Source organism: Verrucosispora sp. CNZ293, from assembly GCF_002754655.1.
In genome coordinates, this window is the sequence record NZ_PEFR01000001.1 from 832,789 (window position 1) to 851,246 (window position 18,458).

Genomic DNA, 18,458 nt, shown 5'->3' on the forward strand with positions numbered 1-18,458 from the left:
CCCCGTGCATCTCGCGGGGCCTGGTTCCGCTTGCGGGATCCGTACCGGCGGGGACCACTGTGTCCAGGTTCTGTCGTAGAACCCCAGAACGAGCCTCAGGCGCCCCACAGCTGTGGAGCGCCTGAGGTGGGTGGTGCGGGGGGATCAGCTCGTGGTCGTCAGCGAGGCGGCCTGCGCCACGAGCGCCTTCCTGTCGATCTTGCCGTTGAGGCTCAGCGGGAGCTTCGCCACGTGCACCAGGAAACGCGGGGTCATGTACGTGGGCAGCCGCCCCGCCAGGAAGTCCCGCAGCTCCGGATCGGAGACGGGCTCGCCGGTGAAGAACCCGGCCAGCTCCACGATGCCGTCGTCGGCCGGGCACGGCACCACCGCGGCCTCCTCCAGGCCAGGGTGCGCCCGCAGGGCCGCCTCGATGTCACCCGGCTCGATCCGGTAGCCGTGCACTTTCACCTGGTTGTCGACACGTCCCAGGTAGACCGCCACTGCGTCGTCGAACCGGACCCGGTCACCAGTGCGATACCAGTGCCGCTCGTCCGGTCGTCCGGGACCGTCGTGGGTGCCGAGGATCTCACCGTCCCACCGCACGAAGCGGCCGCGGTTGTGCGTGGGATCCAAGTATCCGTCGAACCGCTGCGGGCCACGGACCAGCAGTTCACCCTCGTCGGCGGCGGCGCCGTCATCGTCGACCACCACGTGCTCGACGGTGGGGTAGACCCGCCCGATCGGGAAGGTGCCGTTCGGCGTGGCCGGTCGGTCGGCCGGATCGTGGGGCAGCAGGTGGGTCAGGCAGGTCACGGTCGCCTCGCTCGGGCCGTACACGTTGGCCACCGCGCTGTTCGGCGCGGCCTCCCGCCAGGCCTGCACGTGCTCGGGCGTCAGCGCCTCACCGCCGAAGATGCTCCACCGCAGGTCCGGCAGCCCGCCGGTGGTCAGGTCGCCCAGCCATCTGGCCATGGTGACCGACGCCGGCGTCGAGACCCAGTGCGTGATGCCCTGACCGGCGATGAACCTCGACGGGGCGAGCAGGTCCGTCTTCGTCGGCACCACCACCGCCCCACCGGACGCCCACGCGGTCCACAGCGGGATCATCGACATGTCCCAGGACAGGTCGGCCGTCTGGGCGACCCGGGCACCGGGGCGGTCGGCGAACATCGGCACGAAGTGCCCGGCCCAGGCGGCGAAGTTGCGGTGCCGGATCGGCACGCCCTTCGGGCTGCCGGTCGACCCGGACGTGAAGATGATGTACGCCAGGTCATCGACGTCCGGGGTGCCGGCCTCGGCGGACGGGCCGCCACCGGTGAAGGTGGCGGCGTCGTCCGGTATCGACAGCAGCCGGACGCCGGTGGCGGCCCGCACCTGCGCGGCGAGTTCCCGCTCAGCGTCGGCGTGCACCAGCACGTCCAGCCCGGCCAGCTGGGCGATCTCCGCGTTGCGGACCGCCGGGAACTCGGTGTTGAGACAGATCACCGTGTCACCCAGACGCAGGCTGGCCAGGTAGGCGACGTAGGTGGCCGCCACCGTCCGGGAGGCGAGGACACCGATCCGGCGCGGGGGACCCCCGGTGCGTTCTCCTGCCGTCCCGGCGATGGCGGCGGCGGCCCGGCCCACGGCTGCCTCGAGCGAGGCGTACGTGAAGTCGGCACCAGCCACGCTCAGGGCGGTACGCGTGGGGTGGGCGCGGACGGTGGCGCTGAACCACTCGTACATCGCCGGGATCGTGCTCACGGGTCACGCCTACCGTCGGCCTGCTCGGCGAAAACTGTGTAAATGCCGCGCACCGTGCGCTCCTCGAAGAGCGTGCCGACCTCCGGTCGGCGGCCGGTGTGCTGCTCCATCGCCACGAAGAGCCGCACCCGGTGCAGCGACCGCCAGTTCACCTCCTGATCGAAGCTGTGCTCCAGATCCGGATCGGCCAGCGGCAGCCGCAGTTCGTCGCGGACGATGCGGATGAACTCGGCCTGCCCGATCACTCCGGGAGCTCCGCGGTGATCTCGAGAACCGCGGCGCTGAACATGAAGCCGGTGCCCGAGCCGGCGAGCACGACCCGATCGCCGGGCTTGGTCTTCCGGGTCTCCAGCAGGTGGGTCAGCCCGGCGAACTGGTCGCCCGCGCCGAGGTGCCCGCAGCGGCGGCCCCAGTCCCAGGTGGTACGGGAGATGTCCACCCCGAACGCCTTCCGCGCGTCCCAGTCGGTAAGCGCCAGCCCCTGGTTCGGGAAGATCCACCACGCGACGTCCGCGGGCTCCAACCCGGCCTCGGCCAACGCCTGCTCGATGACAAGCATCTCCTTCTGCTGCAGCGCCTGCACCATGGGGACGTAGATCTCGGGGCCCTTCTCGGCCAGGTAGGCGTGCACCCGGGCGTTGATGTTCACCGGCCAGCCGTTCCCGCCGCTCACGTCGCTCCACGGCTCCGCGCCGATCTGGATGTCGCCGTAGGTGGTGTCACCGATGGTCGCGCTGCTCACCAGCCGGGCGACTCCTGAGGACCGGCAGAGCAGCAGCGCGGTGCCGCCGTCGCCGAAGAGCATCCCGGAGGCGGTGGCGTAGCGGTTGTAGCCGGGCTCCACGAACCGGTCGGCGGTGGTCAGCAGCGCCGCGGAGGTGTCCGGTCGGGCGGTCAGGTAACTCGCCGCCATCTCCAGGGCGGCCATGCCGCCGTTCGACGCCTGGCGCACCTCCATGGCGAAGCCGTCGCCACGGACGGTGCGGCCCTGGACGTACGCGGCCGGTGCGAAGTCGTCCAGGCCCTGGTGCGCGATGTAGGAGTGGATCACCAGGTCGACCTGTGAAGCCCGGTCACCGGCACGGGTCACGGCCGCTTCCGCCGCTCGCACCGCCAGGTCGATAGTGGGTCCGTCGTCGTCCACCCGGGTGGCGAGAAAGCCACTCGCCTCGTTCTCCTTCGCCGGGTAACGCCCGTCGGCCACGGCGCTCTCGGTGGTCTCCTCGCGACCCAGAGTCATCGCCACGGACCCGATGTAAAGGTCATTCCAAAGCACTGTGCGCCTCCCCTTGTGTCGAAATTCGCGGGTCAGTCCTCGCCGTCGTTGTAGAGCACATCGAGCGTTCCGGCGGAGTTGACCGTGGCCGTTGCCGGCAGCCGGTAGGAAGGGCTCCAACGCAGCCGATCCTCGAGCCGGTACGACGTCCGGAGTGTCAGTTTCCGGCCATTCTTCGCAACGATGCTTCCCTCGTAGGGGGTGACCTTTCCGATGTCGGTCATCACGGTGAACATCGGTTTCGCCAGTCCGCTGAGATAACCGCTGCCCGAGATTTCCGAGGCGAGCCGCAGCCCTTTCGCCACGGTCGTTCGGAACTCGTCCGTGCCCACCATCGGGACCGCGTGGAAGAGGTAGTGCGGGATGAACCGCAGCGTCCGCTGCCGGTCGTAGAGTTCGATAAGCGTCTCGGCCGCGTCGTTGACACCCTTGAGCAGGACGTTCTGGCTGTAGAGACGCACGCCCCGCTGCTGCAGGGCGCTGAACACCTCGACCGCCTCCGGCTGCAACTCGAACGGATGGTTGACCTGCACGCCGATCTCGAACTGGAAACGGCCGGCGAACTCCTCGAACACCCGGTAGGTGTCCGGGGTGAACGCGCCCGGGTTCTGCACCGGCAGTCGGGTGCCCATCCGGACGGTGATGATGTTCTCCGCGCTGGTGGCCACCGCGGAGAGCAGTTCGTTGAGCTTGCGCGGCGAGATCAGCGGGTCTCCGCCGGTGATCAGGATCTCGCGCAGGTCCTCGTCACGCTTCAGGAAGTCCGCGATGGCGCTGATCTGATCAGTGCCCAACGTGTGCGGGTCGTAGAGACCACGGACGCAGAACACGCACTCGCTGGCGCAGGCGGAGAGCATGTCGATGACGACGACCCGCCGGTAGAGGCGCTCCAGGCCCTGCGGAAAATCGCTCGACATGAGCGCGTCGAAGTGCCGCGTGTTGTTTCCGAAGCTCGGGCCGGTGGACGGCATCCGAAAATACTGGTTGTAGATCCCGCGATAGGCGTCGGAATCCTCCCCGTGCTGCTTTTTCGCACGTGCCAGTAGCTCCTGCGTGTACTTGTGGACCCGGGGCTTCTGTGTTTCGGTGATTACTCGGAGAAGTCCAGCCATGGTCGGTCATCCCTTACCCTAATGATGCCAATGAAAGAATGCTTGGCATGCCGCATCAAGGACTGGTATCCGCCTGCGAGATCACGGGATCAGGTACTGCCTTCGCGGGTGGTCACGAATATCCCGCCGAACGTTTCCGGGTCGCCGGAACGCTTCCGAGGTTACCAACCGCAATCCGGGCCGCAACCGACGTTCTTCATGAATGGATGTGAATTTCGCATCCGTGGTGGCGCGGAGCTCAGCGTCCGGCCCGGTCGATCTGTTGGACGACGCCGTCGATGAAGACCTGCAGGCCGTAGCGGAACCGTTCCTCCGGGTCGGCGCCGGTGAGCGCGGCCAGCGCGGCCGAGTAGTGCGGCGACATGTCGGAGTCGAGCTTCTCAATGCGTTGACGCCAGTTGTCGCCGGCCGGCAGTTCGGCCAGCGCCTGCTCCTCGATCACGTGTCCGAGCACGTAGTAGAAGAGCGCGAAGGCGAGCCACCCGGCCTGGGCGGGCGCCAGGCCGGCGGTGCAGAGTGCGGTGATCGCGCGGTCGGCGCCACGCATCGTGTTCAGGCCGGGAGCGAAGGTGCCGCCCACCACCCGGGCGCCGTCCCGGTGCGCCAGCATCGCCGACCTCATCCGGTCGCCGAGGACGTACAGCTGCCGGCGCCAGTCGGCCTCCGGCAGCGGATCGCCGAGGCCGTCGACGATCCGGTCCGCCAGCGCGTCGAGCAACGCCTCCTTGTTCGGGAAGTGCCGGTAGAGGGCGCTGCCCTGGACACTGAGCGCGGCGCCGAGCCGGCGCATCGTCAGCCCGTCGAGCCCTTCGGCGTCCAGCAGCTTCAACGCGCCGTCGACCACGTCAGCCTTGCGCAGCACCCGTCGCTCCTCTGGTTTGACAACGACTTGCGGTCATTCCTAGCATCAACACCGTTCACCGTGAACGGTGTTAACGTCGGTCTCATCCAGTTCCCGTGCGTGATTCTGGACCAGTGAGGAGATCACATGCTCGACTCCCGAACCGGCCTGGCACCCCGCGGCGTCGTGCGGCCCCACCTGCCGCTCGGTGTCGTCGTGGCGATCTCCTGCCTGGCCCAGTTCACAGTCGTGCTCGACGCCACAATCGTCACGCTCGCGCTGCCCGACATGCGTGCCAGCCTCGACATGACGGCCAGCCAGCAGCAGTGGGTGGTCAGTGGATACCTCATCGCCTTCGGCGGTTTCCTGCTGCTGGCGGCCCGGGCCGGTGACCTGTTCGGCTACCGGCGGGTCTTCCTGGCCGGCGCGGTGATCTTCACCCTGGCCAGCCTCGCCGGCGGTCTCGCCACCAGCCCCTGGATGCTCCTGGTGGCCCGCGTCTTCCAGGGCCTGGGCGCGGCGGCCCTGTCACCCACCAGCCTCAACCTGATCACCGCCAGCCACAGCGACGAGGACCGTCGCGAGCGAGCCGTCACTCTGTGGAGCCTGATGGGCGCCCTCTCCAGCGTCGCCGGGCTCATCCTCGGCGGCGTCCTGACCGGAGGCCTGAGCTGGCACTGGGTCATGTTCGTGAACGTCCCGCCCGGTCTCATCCTGCTCGTCGCCGGCCTGCTCTGGCTGCTGCCTGACCGCGACACCGGCGAGCGTCGCCGCCTGGATCTCCCGGGCGCGCTCACCGCCACCCTCGGCATCGGTGCCCTGACCTACGGCTTCTCCGAGGTCGCCACCGACGGCTGGACCGAGACGAACGTGCTGGTCGCCCTGGTCGCCGCCGCCGTGCTCCTGATCAGCTTCGTGGCCGTGGAGGCGAAGAGTCGTCATCCGCTGATCCCGCTGACCATCTTCCGCCTCCGCACCGTCAGCATCGGAAACTTCCTGATCTTCTGCATGGGTGTCACGATGACGGCCGGCATGGTCCTGCTCTCCCTGTATTTCCAGGAGGCGCTCGACTACGACCCGTTCACCACGGGCCTCTCGCTGCTCCCGATGTCCGCCATCGTGATCGCTGGTGGTCTCGGCGCCCGCCAGCTCCTGCCCAGGGTCGGCACCCGCCCGCTCCTGCTCGCCGGCGGTCTCGTCACGACCCTGGGCCTCCTCTGGATGACCGGGATGCCGGCCGAGCCGGCCTACCTGACCCACGTCCTGGGCCCGACCCTGGTGACCGGTCTCGGCATGAGCCTGCTGCTGCCCGCGGCGACGGTAACCAGCACCACCGGTGTGGCACCCGGTGATGACGGTGCCGCGTCCGGCCTGCTGAACACCTCACGCCAGATCGGCGGGGCGGTCGGCCTGGCCGTCCTGGTCACCATCGCCACGACGACGACCGAGCGGGCCCTGCCTGACGCGACGCCGGTCGAGGCCATCGTGGACGGATTCCACGCCGCCTTCCTGGTCAACGCCGGCGTGATGCTGGCGGCCACCCTCGTGGCACTGGCCCTGCCGAGGTCCGGGCGACAGTCCTGACACCGGGTGCCAGCCGGCCGAGGGGCGGACGCGGGCGCGCTACCTGCGGCAGCCAGCGCCGGCAGGTGAGCAGCACCAGGGCTGGGCCGTCGCCGGGCAGCAGCGGCCGGCGGACCAGGTCACGCCCTCGGCAGGGTCCATGACATGTCCGTCGTCCTTCGACTCCGTAGCATTCGCGAGGGGCGACGTGGCCGGAGTGGCCCCGGGCGAGCCTGCCTCGAACAGCAACCCACGGAGGACCGATGGATCCCGACGACGAAGCGTTCCTCCGGCAGGCGATCGACATCGCCGACCGGGCCGGCGCGGCCGGCGAACGCCCGTTCGGCTCGCTGCTTGTCGGCCCCGAGGGTGAGGTGCTGATCTCCGATCACAACACGGTGGTCTCCGAGTCCGACATCACCGCTCACCCCGAGCTGAAGCTGGCCCGTTGGGCAGCCCGACAGCTCGACCCGGAGGTGGCGGCCGGCACCACGATGTACACCAGCTGCCAACCCTGCCCCATGTGCGCCACCGCCATCGAACGCTCCGGCCTGGGCCGGGTCGTGTTCGCGCTCTCCGCCGAGCAGTTCGAGAGCGTCAAGCCGCCCACCCCGGTTCCGCCCCCGGTCCGGTACGACGGACCTGCGTTGTTCGCCGAGGCCCGTCGACCGATCGAGAACCACTACTGAACCGACGGCCACGGTCCCGAGCCACCCCTGCACGTCACGCGAAGCGTCGGCTATGAGGCGACACCACCGACGGCGGCAGCCGGTGTGGCGGCCGTACTGCTGATTTCCTACGATGGGCCATCGTTTCATTCGCGGAGATGGATGCCATGGGTGATCGGATCTTGGCAGGTAGGACCGTCGTGATCACCGGGGCCAGCGGGGGCATCGGCGCTGAGGCTGCCCGCCGGTTGGCGGGCCTGGGCGCGACCGTGGCGGTGGTCGGCCGGTCTCCCGAGAAGACCGCCGCCGTCGCGCGCCAGGTCGGCGCCGAGCCGCTGGTGGCCGACTTCGCCCGGCTGTCGGACGTACGCCGGCTCGCCGACACCCTCCTGAGCCGTTACCCCCGGATCGACGTGCTGGCCAACAACGCAGGCGTCGTGCTGACCCGGCGCAGCCGTACCGAGGACGGCCACGACCTGATGTTCCAGGTCAACTACCTGGCTCCGTTCCTGCTCACAAACCTCCTGCTGGACCGCCTGACCACCGGCGGGCCGAGCCGGGTCATCACCACCTCCAGCAAAGGCCACCGGTTCGGCAGCGTCGATCTCGACGACCTCGAAGGCGCCGGCAAACGATCCGAGCTGCTGCGGTACGGGATGACGAAACGGCAGAACATCCTGTTCACCCGCGAGTTGGCCCGCCGTACGCGGGGCAGTGGACTGACCGCCACGGCGTTCCACCCGGGGGTGATAGCCAGCACCGACATCAATCGGGCAGCCCCACTTGTCGCCGCGCTGGTCCGGTACCGCCTGCTGGGCGGCCTGTCCACCCTCCAGGAGGGTGCCGAGCCACTTGTCCACCTGGCCACGATGGCCGATCCGGAGACGGCCAACGGCGGCTACTACCACCGGCTCAGGCCGAACGGGCCGGTGCACCGGCAGGCCAGGGACGACCAACTGGCGGCCCACCTGTGGGAGCGGACGGCCGCGCTGCTCGGTGCGCCGGTGGGATGAGCCGGCGGTCTACCTGATCATGGGGCGTGGCGTACCGGTCCCACGCTGACGCGGCACTGAGCCGGCCGTGAGGTCGCCACGGATCGTGGGTTACCTGCCGCTCGCCCCGCCGGGGCGTAAACGTCTCGCGGCAGGTACGAAGTGGAGTGCACGATGCGATCTCGATCCAGGCTCGCCCGGCTCTCGGGTGCTGCCGGCCTGCTGCTGGCCAGCACCGCCGTGGCCGTCGCCACCGGCGCGGGGCCGGCGCAGGCGACAGTGGTGAACGTCAGCGCGGCGGGCGCCTTCCCCAACCAGTCTGCCGTGGCCGCCTGCCCGGCCGGCGAGTTTCTCGCCGGTGGCGGTGGCTTCATCGACGGTGGCGGCGGCGACGTCACGCTCACCGACATCATTCCGAACCTGGCCACCCAGTCGGTGACGGTCTGGGCGCACACCAACCCGGGCGGTGTGGCGGGGGCCTACAACGTGGTGGCGCAGGCGATCTGCGTGCCGGGCGTGCCCCCGGCCAACTACCAGCGCGTCACGTCGGCGAGCGGTAGCAACGCCGACCCGATCAAGAACCAGGTGGCCGCCTGCCCGGCCGGCACCGACCTGCTCGGGCTCGGCGCGGAGTTGCGCACCGCCAACGGGGAGGCGTTCTACCAGCGGATCGAGCCGAACACGGCGCTCACCGCCGGGGCCGTCACCGCAGGCGCGGCTGGCGGGTTCGCCGGGCCGTGGGAACTCGTCGGGTACGCCATCTGCGCCACCCTGCCGGCGAACCTCACCGGCACGCTCGTCAGCCTGACCGGGGCGGCCAACAGCGTCAGCCCGAAGGGCCAGGTGTCCGGTGGGTGCCCGGCCGGGGCACTCGCCACCGGCGTCGGCGCCACGGTCAACGCCACCGCCACCGGCAACGTCCTGCTCACCCGGGTCACGGCGACCGTCGCCCAGAACAACGCCCAGGCGGTCGCCTTCGAGGACGGGGCCTATCTGCCCCCGTGGGACCTGGAGAGCCACGCGATCTGCTGGGGTCCGTGACGGATCCGGCCCGGTCACGAAAGGGGGCTCAGCGCCTGGTCACGCCGGTCGGCGTGACCAGGCGTCGGGGCCGTTCGCCGGCGTGCCGTGCGGCACCATGACGCCACCGTGACGCGCCTGCCGATGATCCGGGGTAGCGCCGCGCGAACCGTTCGCGGCAGCGTCAGCAGGAAGGATCGTCGTCATGATCAAGGGCACGACATTCGGTACGATCACCCGGTCGCGGTGCGCTGTCGCGGCGGCGGCAGCGGTGGTCGCGGTCGCCGCGACCGTCGTCCTACCCGGGGCGGCGCATGCCGCGTACCGGCACCGCGCGGAGAGCGCCTTCGACACCACGTCGCCCAAGAGCGTGACCGCGACGTGCGGGGCGGACGAGGTGCTGATCGGCGCGGGCGGCCGGATCAGGAACGGCAACGGAGGAGTCCGCCTGGCCGCGATGGTGCCGGGCGCGACCTCGGTCGTGGTCCGTGGCGAGGCGTACCCGGACCACGCGGCACCCTGGTCGGTGATCGCCGCCGCCATCTGCGAGTCGGACGACGGTGGGACGCGGGTCGTCCAGGTCTCCCCGGCCGGGTCGCGGACCGCGAGCTGTCCGGCCGACCTGGTGCTCAGCGGCACCGGGTTCGACCTGCCCGCCGGGGTGCCGCTGGCCGGGCTGGTCCCTGACGCCGACGGCGCGAGCGTGACAGTTCGCACCGCCCTCACCTTGATCGGCACCAGCCCGGTCGCCTACGCGGTCTGTGTGGACGGCAACCGTGCCTCGTGGGGCGGCGTCGGAGTGCGCTACAAGCGGTTCGCCGCGACCAGTCCGGTTGGTACGTCCTCGCCGAGGACGGTGACGGTGCAGAGCGAGTGGGAGTGGGAAGTCCCGTCGCTGTCCGGCGTCGGTGGCGAGGTCACCGTGCTGCCCGGCCCCGCCGACCCGTTCCCGATCGCCAGGTCCGACATCTTCATCGACACGATGATGCCCAACGACGACGGGACCCGGGCGACGGTCACGGCGGTGCAGCGGGCCGCCACCGGGGCGGGCCGCTCCGCTGACGGCGGCGCGCCGGCCGGGGCGTCGGCGGCGGGCGACGAGCTGCTGTCGGTGCCCCGGTACCTGACCCACGACGACACGATGTGGACGGTCACCGGGTACAGCACCGACCACGACATCTACTGAACCGCCGGGTGGGGGCGGCGACGCCGGCAGGAGCGCGTCGCCCGCTCTCACCCCGGCCGGGGTACGGCCGCCGGCGACTGTCGTGTCCCGGCCGGTGGAGTCAGGATGATCTCGTCCGGCGGCCGTACCCCGATGGCGCGCATCGCGGTGCGGTAGCGGGTGAACGCCCGCCGCGCCTCGCCGTGCTGCCCGCCCGTCACCAGGGTGCGCACCAGCATCCGGTGCGCCGGCTCGTCGTACGGGTCCTTTTCCAGCAACGTGAGCAGGCAGTCCACGGCGGCGCCGCCGTTTCCCGCCGACCGGTGCGCGTCGGCGAGCATCCGCAGTGCCGCGACGTACGCCGCCCGGGCCTGTTCCCGCAGCGCTGAGGCCCAGTCGGCGTACGGCTCGTCCTCGAACACGTCCGCCCGGTAGTCCCGGACCGTTGCCGTGAGGATGGTGCGTGCCTCCGCCCGGGCGCCCCGGTCGAGCAACCGACGGCCATGGGTCACCGCGGCGAGGAACTCCATCACGTCGACCCGCAGGTGGGTGACGTCCAGCGCGACGCTTGCCGCGTCGGTCACCAGGTAATGGTCCGACGCGAGGACCCGGTCCGGATCGAGCACCCCGCGCACGATCGACAGCAACACGGAGAGCCGGTGCCCGGTCCGGCTCGGATCGTCGTCCGGCCAGAGCAGCTCGCACAGCTCGCCGCGGGGGACCGGCCGCCCCCGGCGCACCACCAGGATCCGCAGCAGGTCCCGTGCCCGCCGCGACTGCCAGGCTGACGGCGGCACCGCGGCGCCGGCCACCCGTACCTCGAACCGGCCCAGCGTGCGGACCAGGACGCCGACGCGACCGACGCCGGTGGCCGGCCGGTCCGGCGGCGGCTCCTCCTGGTCGATCGTGACGCCTCCGACGGCGAGGCGCTCGGCGGCCAGCAGCGCGGCGAACCTGTCGTCGGCGGTGGCGCCGGGCAACCGGCTCAGCGCCAGCGCGGCCCGGGCCGCGTCGCCCACGGCCGACGCGTCGGCCCAGATCGCGTGGGCCTCCCGCAGCGCGGTGCGGGCCCGGTCCGGGTCGATCTCCGCGGCGGCGCGCAGCTCCAGCGCCCGGGCCAGGCCGGCCCGCAGCCCACCGGCCCGGGCCAGGTCGAGCGCTTCGTCGGCGAGCCGTGCGGTGTGCGCGGTGTCGCCGCCGGCCAACGCCACCCAGCCTTGGGCGAGCAGCGCCGGGACCCGCAGGTCGTCACTGGCCAGTCGGATCGCCTCGGCGGCGTGTCGGGCAGCCGCCGTGGTGTCGTCGGGCAGCAGTACCCGGGCCAGCCCGGCGTGCGCCCGCACCGCCAACTTCCGGCTGTCGCTGCCGTCGGCCAGCCGGACCGCTTCGGTGAACGCGGCCCGGGCCTGTTCCCGCCAGCCCCGCATCAGGTGCAGCTCGGCCAGACCCAGGTAGGTGTCGGCGCAGCGGCGCGAGCCCATCCGCTGATGGCGGGCGAGCACCTGGGCGTACCGTGCCGCCGCCTCGTCGTAGCGGCCGAGCATCGCCAGCATGTCGGCCTCGGTGCCGGCGGCCATCGCGTACAGGTTGGCGTGGCCGGCCACCTCGGCGGCGCTGGCGGCCCGGCGTGCGGCCGCCAGCGCCGCCGGATAGCGGGCCTGCTCGACGAGGTGGTAGCTCTGGTTGACCAGGATCCGGGCCAGCAGTACCAGGTCACCTGTGCGTTCGGCGATGCCCAACGCCAGTCGGTAGTGTTCCTCGCCGCCGACCTGGTCACCGGTGAGCCCGAGGCAGAGCGCGAGGCTGACGTGTGCGGCGGCCACGGCGCTGTCCCGGCCGGCCCCGGTGGCGAGATGGTATGCCCGCCAGGCGTGCTCCAGCCCGGCCGCCGCGTCTCCGCTGCGGGCGGTGGCCGCCGCCGTCCACGCCAGCAGCATCGCCTGATCGGTGGGGCAGCCGGCAACCTCGTCGCCCCGGGCGAAGTCGGCGAGGGCTCGGGGCTGGTCGCCGCGCAGGTAGTGGATCAGGCCCATCCGCCAGGCGATGCCCGGCTCCCAGGCCGGCTCAGCCGCCGCCACCTCCTGGTACGCCCGGGACGCCGCGGCGACGTCGCCGGCGGCGCGCAGCGCGTCGCCGCCGAGCAGCCGCAGCCTGCGGGTACGCAGCGGCACCGGGAGAGCGGCGACCAACTCTGCTATCGCGCCGGGCCGTCCGGCCGCGAGCATCCGGTCGCCGTGCTCGTCGAGCACCGCTGCCCCCGCCGCGTCGTCGCCGCCGAGCCGGAAGGTGTACGCGGCGGCCCGAGCCGGACCATGGTCGCGGTACCAGGCCGCTGCCCGCAGCAGCGTCCGGCGCGCCACCGGCGGCCGGTCGTGGCCGGCGACCGCGGCGATCACCGGCACCACCCGGGGCCCGGTGTCGGGATCGGTGCCGACCCTGGTCAGCAGTCCGGTGCGCACCAGCCGGCCGAGCTGTGGCCCGGCCGCCGGATGGCCGACGACCGCGCAGACGCCCGCCGTCACCGGCGCGAGATCGCCCACCTCGTGCAGCAACCGCCGCAGGTCCTCCGGCAGCGGCGCGAGCACCTCCTCGGTCACGTATCCGGTCACCAGACCCCCGGGTTCGGTCACCGCCGGCAGGAGCGGCCCGGTGGGTACGCCCTGGGCGACCAGGGTCTCGGCGACCAGCCGGACCAGTGCGGGCCATCCCGCCGTGACCTCGTGCACCCGCTGCGCCAGGGCGGGTGCGGTCAGCCCGTACTCGGCGGTGAGCACCTCGTCGACCTGGTCGGTGGTGAGGCTCAGCTCGGCCGGGCGGAGCTGCGTGGGCGCCATCCGGGTCAACCACGACGATGCCGCACAACCCACCGGCCATCGCGACGACAGCGCCAGGCGTACGCCGTCGGGCAGGCCGGTGATCGCGTGCAGCAACGCCTGTTCGGTCCGTTCCGGCATGGCGGGCAACCCGTCGAGGACGAGCTGCGTCGTGCCGGCGGCCAACTCGGCAAGCTCACCGCTGAGGAGCGCGTCGACGTCGCACTCCCGCTGCCACCGGACGGTCGGGCCGGGGAACAGCCGGCGCAGCGCCGTGGTCTTGCCGTAACCGGCGGCAGCCACCACCAGCCACAGTCTGCCGTGCTGCTGTTCCAGCATGGCGGCAGCGTGTCCCGTCGGGCACGGCCCGGGCAAGGCGAATCCCGCAATTCCGACAGCAACACCGTCCGAAGGGTCCAGCCGTGGATACGGGTCACCTGACGTCGGCGCGTCGCGGCGGCCCGACCGGTCCCCTCGGCCCCCGAGGCGTGGAACGCCGTCGCCGCCATGCGTGATGGTTATGGCTTACCGTACGAGATGGCAGTGGTGCTCATAGCTGTGCCCACCCACACTGACGTCTGTGGACAGTGTTCGAAGCTGTGAGATGCCGTCGGCGGGGGTGCGCCGGCGTCCGCCGGCCGACGGGGAGCGTGAAGACCGCGGAACCGGTGGCCGGCTCAGCGGTGGGCGCTGGCTGGTCGCGGCGAGGCGGCTGTGACCGGCCGGGGCGTGGCCGTCGTGATCGGCGGTTACGGCGCCGTGGGTCGGGTGGTGGCCACCACGTTGGCCCAGGATTCGGCGAACGAGGTCGTTGTCGCAGGTCGTGATCTGGCCCGCGCTGAGGCCCTGGCCCGGACCGGCCCGGGCGGGCTGGTCCCGCGCCGGTTGGACCTCGCCGACCGGCAGGGTCTGGACGGACTGCTGGCCGATGCCGCGGTGGTGGTCATGTGCGTGGAGCAGCACAACGAGGCGGTGGCGCGCGCATGCCTGGACCGCGGCGTCTCCTTTGTCGACGTCAGCGCCTCCGCCGACGTGCTGGCCGGCATCGAACGGCTCGACGCCACCGCCAAGCGGACCGGCGTCGCCGCCGTGCTGAGCGTCGGGCTGGCCCCCGGACTGACGAATGTGCTGGCCCGCCGCTGCGTCGGCCGCCTTCCGTCCGCGGCCTCCGTCGACGTGACAGTTCTGCTGGGTACCGCCGGGGACCACGGGCCCGACTCGGTCCGGTGGACTGTGGAAGGGCTGATGGCTCCGCCCGACGGTGCTCGCCGGCCGGGACGGGCTCGGGTGGAACTGCCGGGGTTCGGTGCGCGTACCGCGTACCCGTTTCCCTTCTCGGACCAGTACACCTTGACCCGCAACCTCGGCGTACCGGTGACCACCCGCCTCTGCTTCGACTCCGGCGCGGTGACGGCGGCGCTGTTCGGGCTGCGCGCTGTCGGCACCTTCCGGCTGGCGGGTCGGCTGGGCTGGGCCCGGCTGCTGACCGGCGCGTCGAACCGACTGCCGCTCGGCGGAGACCGGTTCGCGGTGCACGCCTCGGCCACCGATGACGGCGGTGGGCGCGTGTGGTCCGCGGTGACGGGCCGTCGGGAGTGCCACACGACAGGTGTGGTGGCCGCGGAGATCGCCACCGGCCTGCTGGGTCGCCGCTACCCGCCCGGCGTGCATCACATCGACCAGATCGTCGACCCGGGCGAGTTCCTGACGACGATGCAGCGGCACGACCTGACCGTGCACGAACATCCGCGGCCGAGCCCGGCCGAGCTGCCGGCAGGGCGGACACCGACCACTCCAGAAGGGTGACAGCAATTATGGAACGCATGCCAGCCGGCCGGTCTCGAACCGCCATCACCTGGACCGCGGCGCTCTTCCTCGTGACGTTCATCCACCACGTGTACGGGGGCCTGCGGTTCGACAGCCCAGAGCGGATCGTGCTGGCTGTCGTGTTCAGCGCCGTGTTCGCCGTCACGTACCTGGCCTACCGGCTCGGTCCGACGACGCGGTGGGCTCGCGCGACCTTCTGGTTCCTGGTCTACGCCTTCTGGGTGGCGGCGGTCGGCCTCTTCGAAGGCGGATTCAACCACGCTCTGTTCACCGTGCTGCGGCTGCTGGATGCTCAGGCCCTCATCAACGACCTCTATCCCGTGACCAGCGATGCCCGCATCTCCGACGACCTGCTGTTCCAGGGCACCGGTGTGCTGACCCTGGTCGCTGCGGTGTTGCTGGCGGTGGCGCCCGCCTGGTCCAGCAGGCGGCCGACGGGTGCGGCCGGTCGACGATCGGCGAGGAACACCGGCGCTCGTTGACCAGAAGCTCCGCCGGAGCACCGCCGATCATCCCGGGCGCTCAGGCGGGTCGTCACCCGGCGACCGGCTGCCGGCAGATCGCCGTGAGGATCCCGATCATCGCGGTCGCGGCGGGTGACCGGAACGGCGGAGCGGCCGCCGCCGCGTACAACCGGCGGGTCGGCAGGGCTGGAACGGTGGGCCGCAGGACGATGTCCGGCCGTAGCGTGGCCTGGGTCAGCGTCGGTACGAGCATCACCCCGGCCCGCGCGGCGACAAGCGCCTGCTTGCCGTTCCAGTCGTCGCAGAAGAACGCGATCTGCGGGGGACCGCCCAACGCCTCGGCGATCGGCGGAATCGGACCGAGGCAGTCCGGATAGGCGCCCTCGATCCACCGCTCGTCCTTCAGTTTCCGCAGCGGCACCCGTTGGCGCTGCGCCAACGGGTGGTCGACCGGAAGTGCGACGTGCAGCCGTTCGTCGCAGAGCGGCACCAGGTCAAGACCGTCAAGTGCCTCGTCGGTGAGTCGAGACGCGGACAGATCGTGCTTGGCGCTGAGCGGGTCGGCGAACAACTCCCACGAGGTCACCAGGGCCACGTCGATCCGACCGTCCCGGATGGCCGCCAGCGGACCCGAGTCATCCGGCCGGACCAGGTTCACCGCGACGCCCGGGTGGGACTCGGCGAAGCGACGGATGGCTTCCGGAGTGAGTCGGGCGTTGGCGCTCGGGAATGCCGACACGTTGAGGTGCCCGCCGGTCAGGCTGGTGAAGGCGCGCAGCCGGGCTTCCAGCGCGTCGGTCCGCGTCAGGATGTCGCGAGCCAGTTCGACGGCGGTCTGCCCGGCCTGGGTGAGCCGGACACCGCGCGGAAGCCGTCGGAACAACGGCACGCCCACGCGCCGTTCCAAGCCGCTGATCTGCCGCGAGACGGCTGGTTGGGTCATGGACAGTGCCTCGGCCGCGGCGGAGAACGAACCCCGGACGGCGACCTCCACGAGGACCCGCAACGTCCATGAGTCAATCATGCACGCAGCTTATAGCTGGGTACCGGCACCGCGATCCCGACTGATGTCGGGCGTGGGCTGAGTCAGGGCGGCACTCCGGGTACGGTTAGCGGCGATCGGACGGCGCGGGCGTCGCCCCGGCGGCAGCGGTGCCAGGGGCGGCGGACCGGGGGAGGAGCGGGTGTGACGCGGCGGAAAGCCCTTGTGGTCCGAGGCGGATGGGAGGGACACCGGCCGGTCGAGGCGACGGAGCTGTTCATCCCGTTCCTTGAAGGCAACGGATACGCGGTACGGGTGGAGGAGTCGACGGAGATCTACGCCGACGCCGCCGAACTGGCCGGCACCGACCTCGTCGTGCAGTGCATGACGATGTCGCAGATCACCGCGGAGCAGGTGGCGGGTCTGGCCGCAGCGGTTGTCGCCGGGACGGGTTTCACCGGCTGGCACGGCGGCATCGCCGACTCCTTCCGCGCCTCCTCGGACTACCTGCACCTGGTGGGTGGCCAGTTCGCCACCCATCCGGGCGTCGAGCCGTGCGACCGTGTCGGCGGAGAGGCAGACAACTTCCTGCCCCACACGATCTCGATGACCGACCTCGGGCGGGAGCATCCGATCACCGCCGGGCTCGGCGACTTCGACCTGGTCACCGAGCAGTACTGGGTGCTGCACGACGACCTGATCGACGTGCTGGCCACCACCACCCACCCGACCCGGGCGTGGCACCCGTGGCACCGTCCGGTCACCTCGCCGGCCATCTGGACCCGACACTGGGGCGCCGGGCGGATCGTCGTGACGACGCCGGGGCACAGCCTCGACGTGCTGGAGCACCCGAGCGTGCGTACCGTCATCGAAAGGGGAATGATGTGGGCGACCCGCACGGCATCGGCGTCGTAGGGCTCGGGTTCATCTCCCGCGCGTACCTGGAAACGCTCGCCGGTCATCCCACGGTGCGTGTCGTCGCGGTGGCCGACCTGGACGCGGCCCGGGCCGACGCGGCCGCCGCCACGATTCCCGGCGCCGAAGCGGTGAGCGTCAAGCGACTGCTGGAGCACCCCGACGTGTCGACGGTGCTCAACCTCACCATCCCGGCGGCGCACGCCGAGATCTCGGCCGCGGCCATCGACGCCGGCCGCAACGTCTACGTCGAGAAGCCGCTCACCGTCACGTTCCCGGAGGGCCTGTCGCTCCTGGACCGGGCGACGTCGGCCGGCGTCCGCGTCGGCTGCGCGCCGGACACCGTCCTGGGCACCGGTACCCAGACCGCCCGAGCGGCTGTCGACAGTGGACTCATCGGCCGCCCACTCGCCGCGTCGGCGGTGATGGTCACCCCGGGACACGAGCGCTGGCACCCGAACCCCGACTTCTACTACGCCCCGGGTGGCGGCCCGCTGATGGACATGGGGCCCTACTACATCTCGGCGCTGGTCCACCTGCTCGGACCGGTCCGGGCGGTGATCGGGGCCGCCAGCCAGCTACGGGACACCCGGGTCATCGGCTCGGGCCCCCGGCTCGGGCAGCGGATCCCGGTCCAGGTGCCGACCCACGTCAGCGGTGTGCTGGAACACGCCTGTGGTGCGCTGACCACCCTCACGACAAGCTTCGACGGCGTCGCGACGACTGCCGCGCCGATCGAGGTACACGGGGAGCACGGCACCCTCGCCGTACCCGATCCGAACCACTTCGACGGCGAGGTCCGCCATCTCGCGCTCGACGGCCCCGGGTGGCGCACCGTCGAACCTCGGGCCGGCTACGTCGCCGCCTCCCGGGGGGTCGGCCTGATCGACCTGGTCCGGGCCGACGAGACGCGCCCGCCCCGGGCCAGCGGTGCGGTGGCGCTGCACGTACTCGACATCATGACCGCCCTGCTCCGGTCGGCCGCCGAAGGCCGACGGGTCGAGCTGACCACTGCTGTCGAACGTCCCGCACCCGTTCCGCTCACCCCGACCGAGGACTGGCTGCCCACGCTCGCGCCCGGAGGCTGAGGCCGCC

At 71.5% G+C, this 18,458-nt stretch carries 16 protein-coding genes; 9 read left to right on the top strand and 7 right to left on the bottom strand.

Annotated features, from left to right (window positions below; all coding sequences use genetic code 11):
- Positions 1–144: 144 nt before the first annotated feature.
- The 5 genes from CLT74_RS03830 to CLT74_RS03850 all read right to left on the bottom strand — a co-directional run bounded on the left by CLT74_RS03830 (position 145) and on the right by CLT74_RS03850 (position 4,975).
- Positions 145–1,725 (bottom strand): AMP-binding protein, encoded by a 1,581-nt coding sequence (locus tag CLT74_RS03830; protein WP_199172088.1) that lies wholly within the window; start codon positions 1,723–1,725, stop codon positions 145–147.
- The gene (locus CLT74_RS03835) at positions 1,722–1,970 is read right to left on the bottom strand and encodes an acyl carrier protein (protein ID WP_099845294.1); all 249 of its coding nucleotides are present in this window, start codon (positions 1,968–1,970) and stop codon (positions 1,722–1,724) included. Before CLT74_RS03835 ends, CLT74_RS03830 begins: the two co-directional genes overlap by 4 nt.
- The gene (locus CLT74_RS03840) at positions 1,967–2,965 is read right to left on the bottom strand and encodes a ketoacyl-ACP synthase III family protein (protein WP_099845295.1); all 999 of its coding nucleotides are present in this window, start codon (positions 2,963–2,965) and stop codon (positions 1,967–1,969) included. The genes CLT74_RS03835 and CLT74_RS03840 overlap by 4 nt, the downstream gene beginning before the upstream one ends.
- Positions 2,966–3,033: 68 nt before the next feature.
- Positions 3,034–3,972 (bottom strand): radical SAM protein, encoded by a 939-nt coding sequence (locus CLT74_RS03845; protein ID WP_099845296.1) that lies wholly within the window; start codon positions 3,970–3,972, stop codon positions 3,034–3,036.
- 379 nt (positions 3,973–4,351) lie between these two features.
- The gene (locus tag CLT74_RS03850; protein ID WP_099845297.1) at positions 4,352–4,975 is read right to left on the bottom strand and encodes a TetR/AcrR family transcriptional regulator C-terminal domain-containing protein; all 624 of its coding nucleotides are present in this window, start codon (positions 4,973–4,975) and stop codon (positions 4,352–4,354) included.
- Between the two features lie 126 nt (positions 4,976–5,101).
- Between CLT74_RS03850 and CLT74_RS03855 the strand changes: the two genes are divergently transcribed.
- The 5 genes from CLT74_RS03855 (at position 5,102) to CLT74_RS03875 (ending at position 10,383) form a co-directional block, all read left to right on the top strand.
- Positions 5,102–6,538 carry an MFS transporter gene (locus CLT74_RS03855; RefSeq protein ID WP_099845298.1) on the top strand — a complete coding sequence of 479 codons (1,437 nt, stop codon included), beginning with the start codon at positions 5,102–5,104 and terminating at the stop codon, positions 6,536–6,538.
- A gap of 242 nt (positions 6,539–6,780) precedes the next feature.
- Complete coding sequence (locus CLT74_RS03860) at positions 6,781–7,206, top strand: nucleoside deaminase (protein ID WP_099845299.1); 426 nt, start codon at positions 6,781–6,783, stop codon at positions 7,204–7,206.
- Between the two features lie 146 nt (positions 7,207–7,352).
- The gene (locus tag CLT74_RS03865; protein WP_099845300.1) at positions 7,353–8,198 is read left to right on the top strand and encodes an SDR family NAD(P)-dependent oxidoreductase; all 846 of its coding nucleotides are present in this window, start codon (positions 7,353–7,355) and stop codon (positions 8,196–8,198) included.
- Positions 8,199–8,351: 153 nt separating this feature from the next.
- Positions 8,352–9,218 (top strand): hypothetical protein, encoded by an 867-nt coding sequence (locus tag CLT74_RS03870; RefSeq protein ID WP_143697063.1) that lies wholly within the window; start codon positions 8,352–8,354, stop codon positions 9,216–9,218.
- Between the two features lie 184 nt (positions 9,219–9,402).
- Complete coding sequence (locus tag CLT74_RS03875) at positions 9,403–10,383, top strand: hypothetical protein (RefSeq protein ID WP_099845302.1); 981 nt, start codon at positions 9,403–9,405, stop codon at positions 10,381–10,383.
- Positions 10,384–10,430: 47 nt separating this feature from the next.
- Here the strand turns inward: CLT74_RS03875 and CLT74_RS03880 are convergent, their stop codons facing one another.
- The gene (locus tag CLT74_RS03880) at positions 10,431–13,514 is read right to left on the bottom strand and encodes a BTAD domain-containing putative transcriptional regulator (RefSeq protein WP_099845303.1); all 3,084 of its coding nucleotides are present in this window, start codon (positions 13,512–13,514) and stop codon (positions 10,431–10,433) included.
- 390 nt (positions 13,515–13,904) lie between these two features.
- On the opposite strand from CLT74_RS03880, the gene CLT74_RS03885 reads away from it, so the two are divergent.
- Both CLT74_RS03885 and CLT74_RS03890 read left to right on the top strand, forming a co-directional pair.
- Positions 13,905–14,981, top strand: a complete 1,077-nt coding sequence (locus CLT74_RS03885) for a saccharopine dehydrogenase NADP-binding domain-containing protein (RefSeq protein WP_158240203.1) — start codon at positions 13,905–13,907, stop codon at positions 14,979–14,981.
- Positions 14,982–14,998: 17 nt separating this feature from the next.
- Positions 14,999–15,484, top strand: a complete 486-nt coding sequence (locus CLT74_RS03890) for a hypothetical protein (RefSeq protein WP_143697064.1) — start codon at positions 14,999–15,001, stop codon at positions 15,482–15,484.
- 52 nt (positions 15,485–15,536) lie between these two features.
- Here the strand turns inward: CLT74_RS03890 and CLT74_RS03895 are convergent, their stop codons facing one another.
- Complete coding sequence (locus CLT74_RS03895) at positions 15,537–16,490, bottom strand: LysR family transcriptional regulator (RefSeq protein WP_099845306.1); 954 nt, start codon at positions 16,488–16,490, stop codon at positions 15,537–15,539.
- A gap of 162 nt (positions 16,491–16,652) precedes the next feature.
- Here CLT74_RS03895 and CLT74_RS03900 point away from each other — a divergent pair, with 162 nt between their 5' ends.
- Positions 16,653–17,363 (top strand): ThuA domain-containing protein, encoded by a 711-nt coding sequence (locus CLT74_RS03900; protein ID WP_099845307.1) that lies wholly within the window; start codon positions 16,653–16,655, stop codon positions 17,361–17,363.
- On the top strand, positions 17,333–18,451 hold the full coding sequence (locus CLT74_RS03905; RefSeq protein ID WP_099845308.1) for a Gfo/Idh/MocA family protein: 1,119 nt from the start codon (positions 17,333–17,335) through the stop codon (positions 18,449–18,451). The genes CLT74_RS03900 and CLT74_RS03905 overlap by 31 nt, the downstream gene beginning before the upstream one ends.
- Positions 18,452–18,458 lie beyond the last annotated feature (7 nt).

Coding starts and splice junctions, on each gene's coding strand:
- CLT74_RS03840 (WP_099845295.1), bottom strand. CDS start 2,965: ATGACTCTGGGTCGCGAGGAGACCACCGAGAGCGCCGTGGCCGACGGG.
- CLT74_RS03845 (WP_099845296.1), bottom strand. CDS start 3,972: ATGCCGTCCACCGGCCCGAGCTTCGGAAACAACACGCGGCACTTCGAC.
- CLT74_RS03855 (WP_099845298.1), top strand. CDS start 5,102: ATGCTCGACTCCCGAACCGGCCTGGCACCCCGCGGCGTCGTGCGGCCC.
- CLT74_RS03860 (WP_099845299.1), top strand. CDS start 6,781: ATGGATCCCGACGACGAAGCGTTCCTCCGGCAGGCGATCGACATCGCC.
- CLT74_RS03865 (WP_099845300.1), top strand. CDS start 7,353: ATGGGTGATCGGATCTTGGCAGGTAGGACCGTCGTGATCACCGGGGCC.
- CLT74_RS03870 (WP_143697063.1), top strand. CDS start 8,352: ATGCGATCTCGATCCAGGCTCGCCCGGCTCTCGGGTGCTGCCGGCCTG.
- CLT74_RS03875 (WP_099845302.1), top strand. CDS start 9,403: ATGATCAAGGGCACGACATTCGGTACGATCACCCGGTCGCGGTGCGCT.
- CLT74_RS03880 (WP_099845303.1), bottom strand. CDS start 13,514: ATGCTGGAACAGCAGCACGGCAGACTGTGGCTGGTGGTGGCTGCCGCC.
- CLT74_RS03890 (WP_143697064.1), top strand. CDS start 14,999: ATGCCAGCCGGCCGGTCTCGAACCGCCATCACCTGGACCGCGGCGCTC.
- CLT74_RS03895 (WP_099845306.1), bottom strand. CDS start 16,490: ATGATTGACTCATGGACGTTGCGGGTCCTCGTGGAGGTCGCCGTCCGG.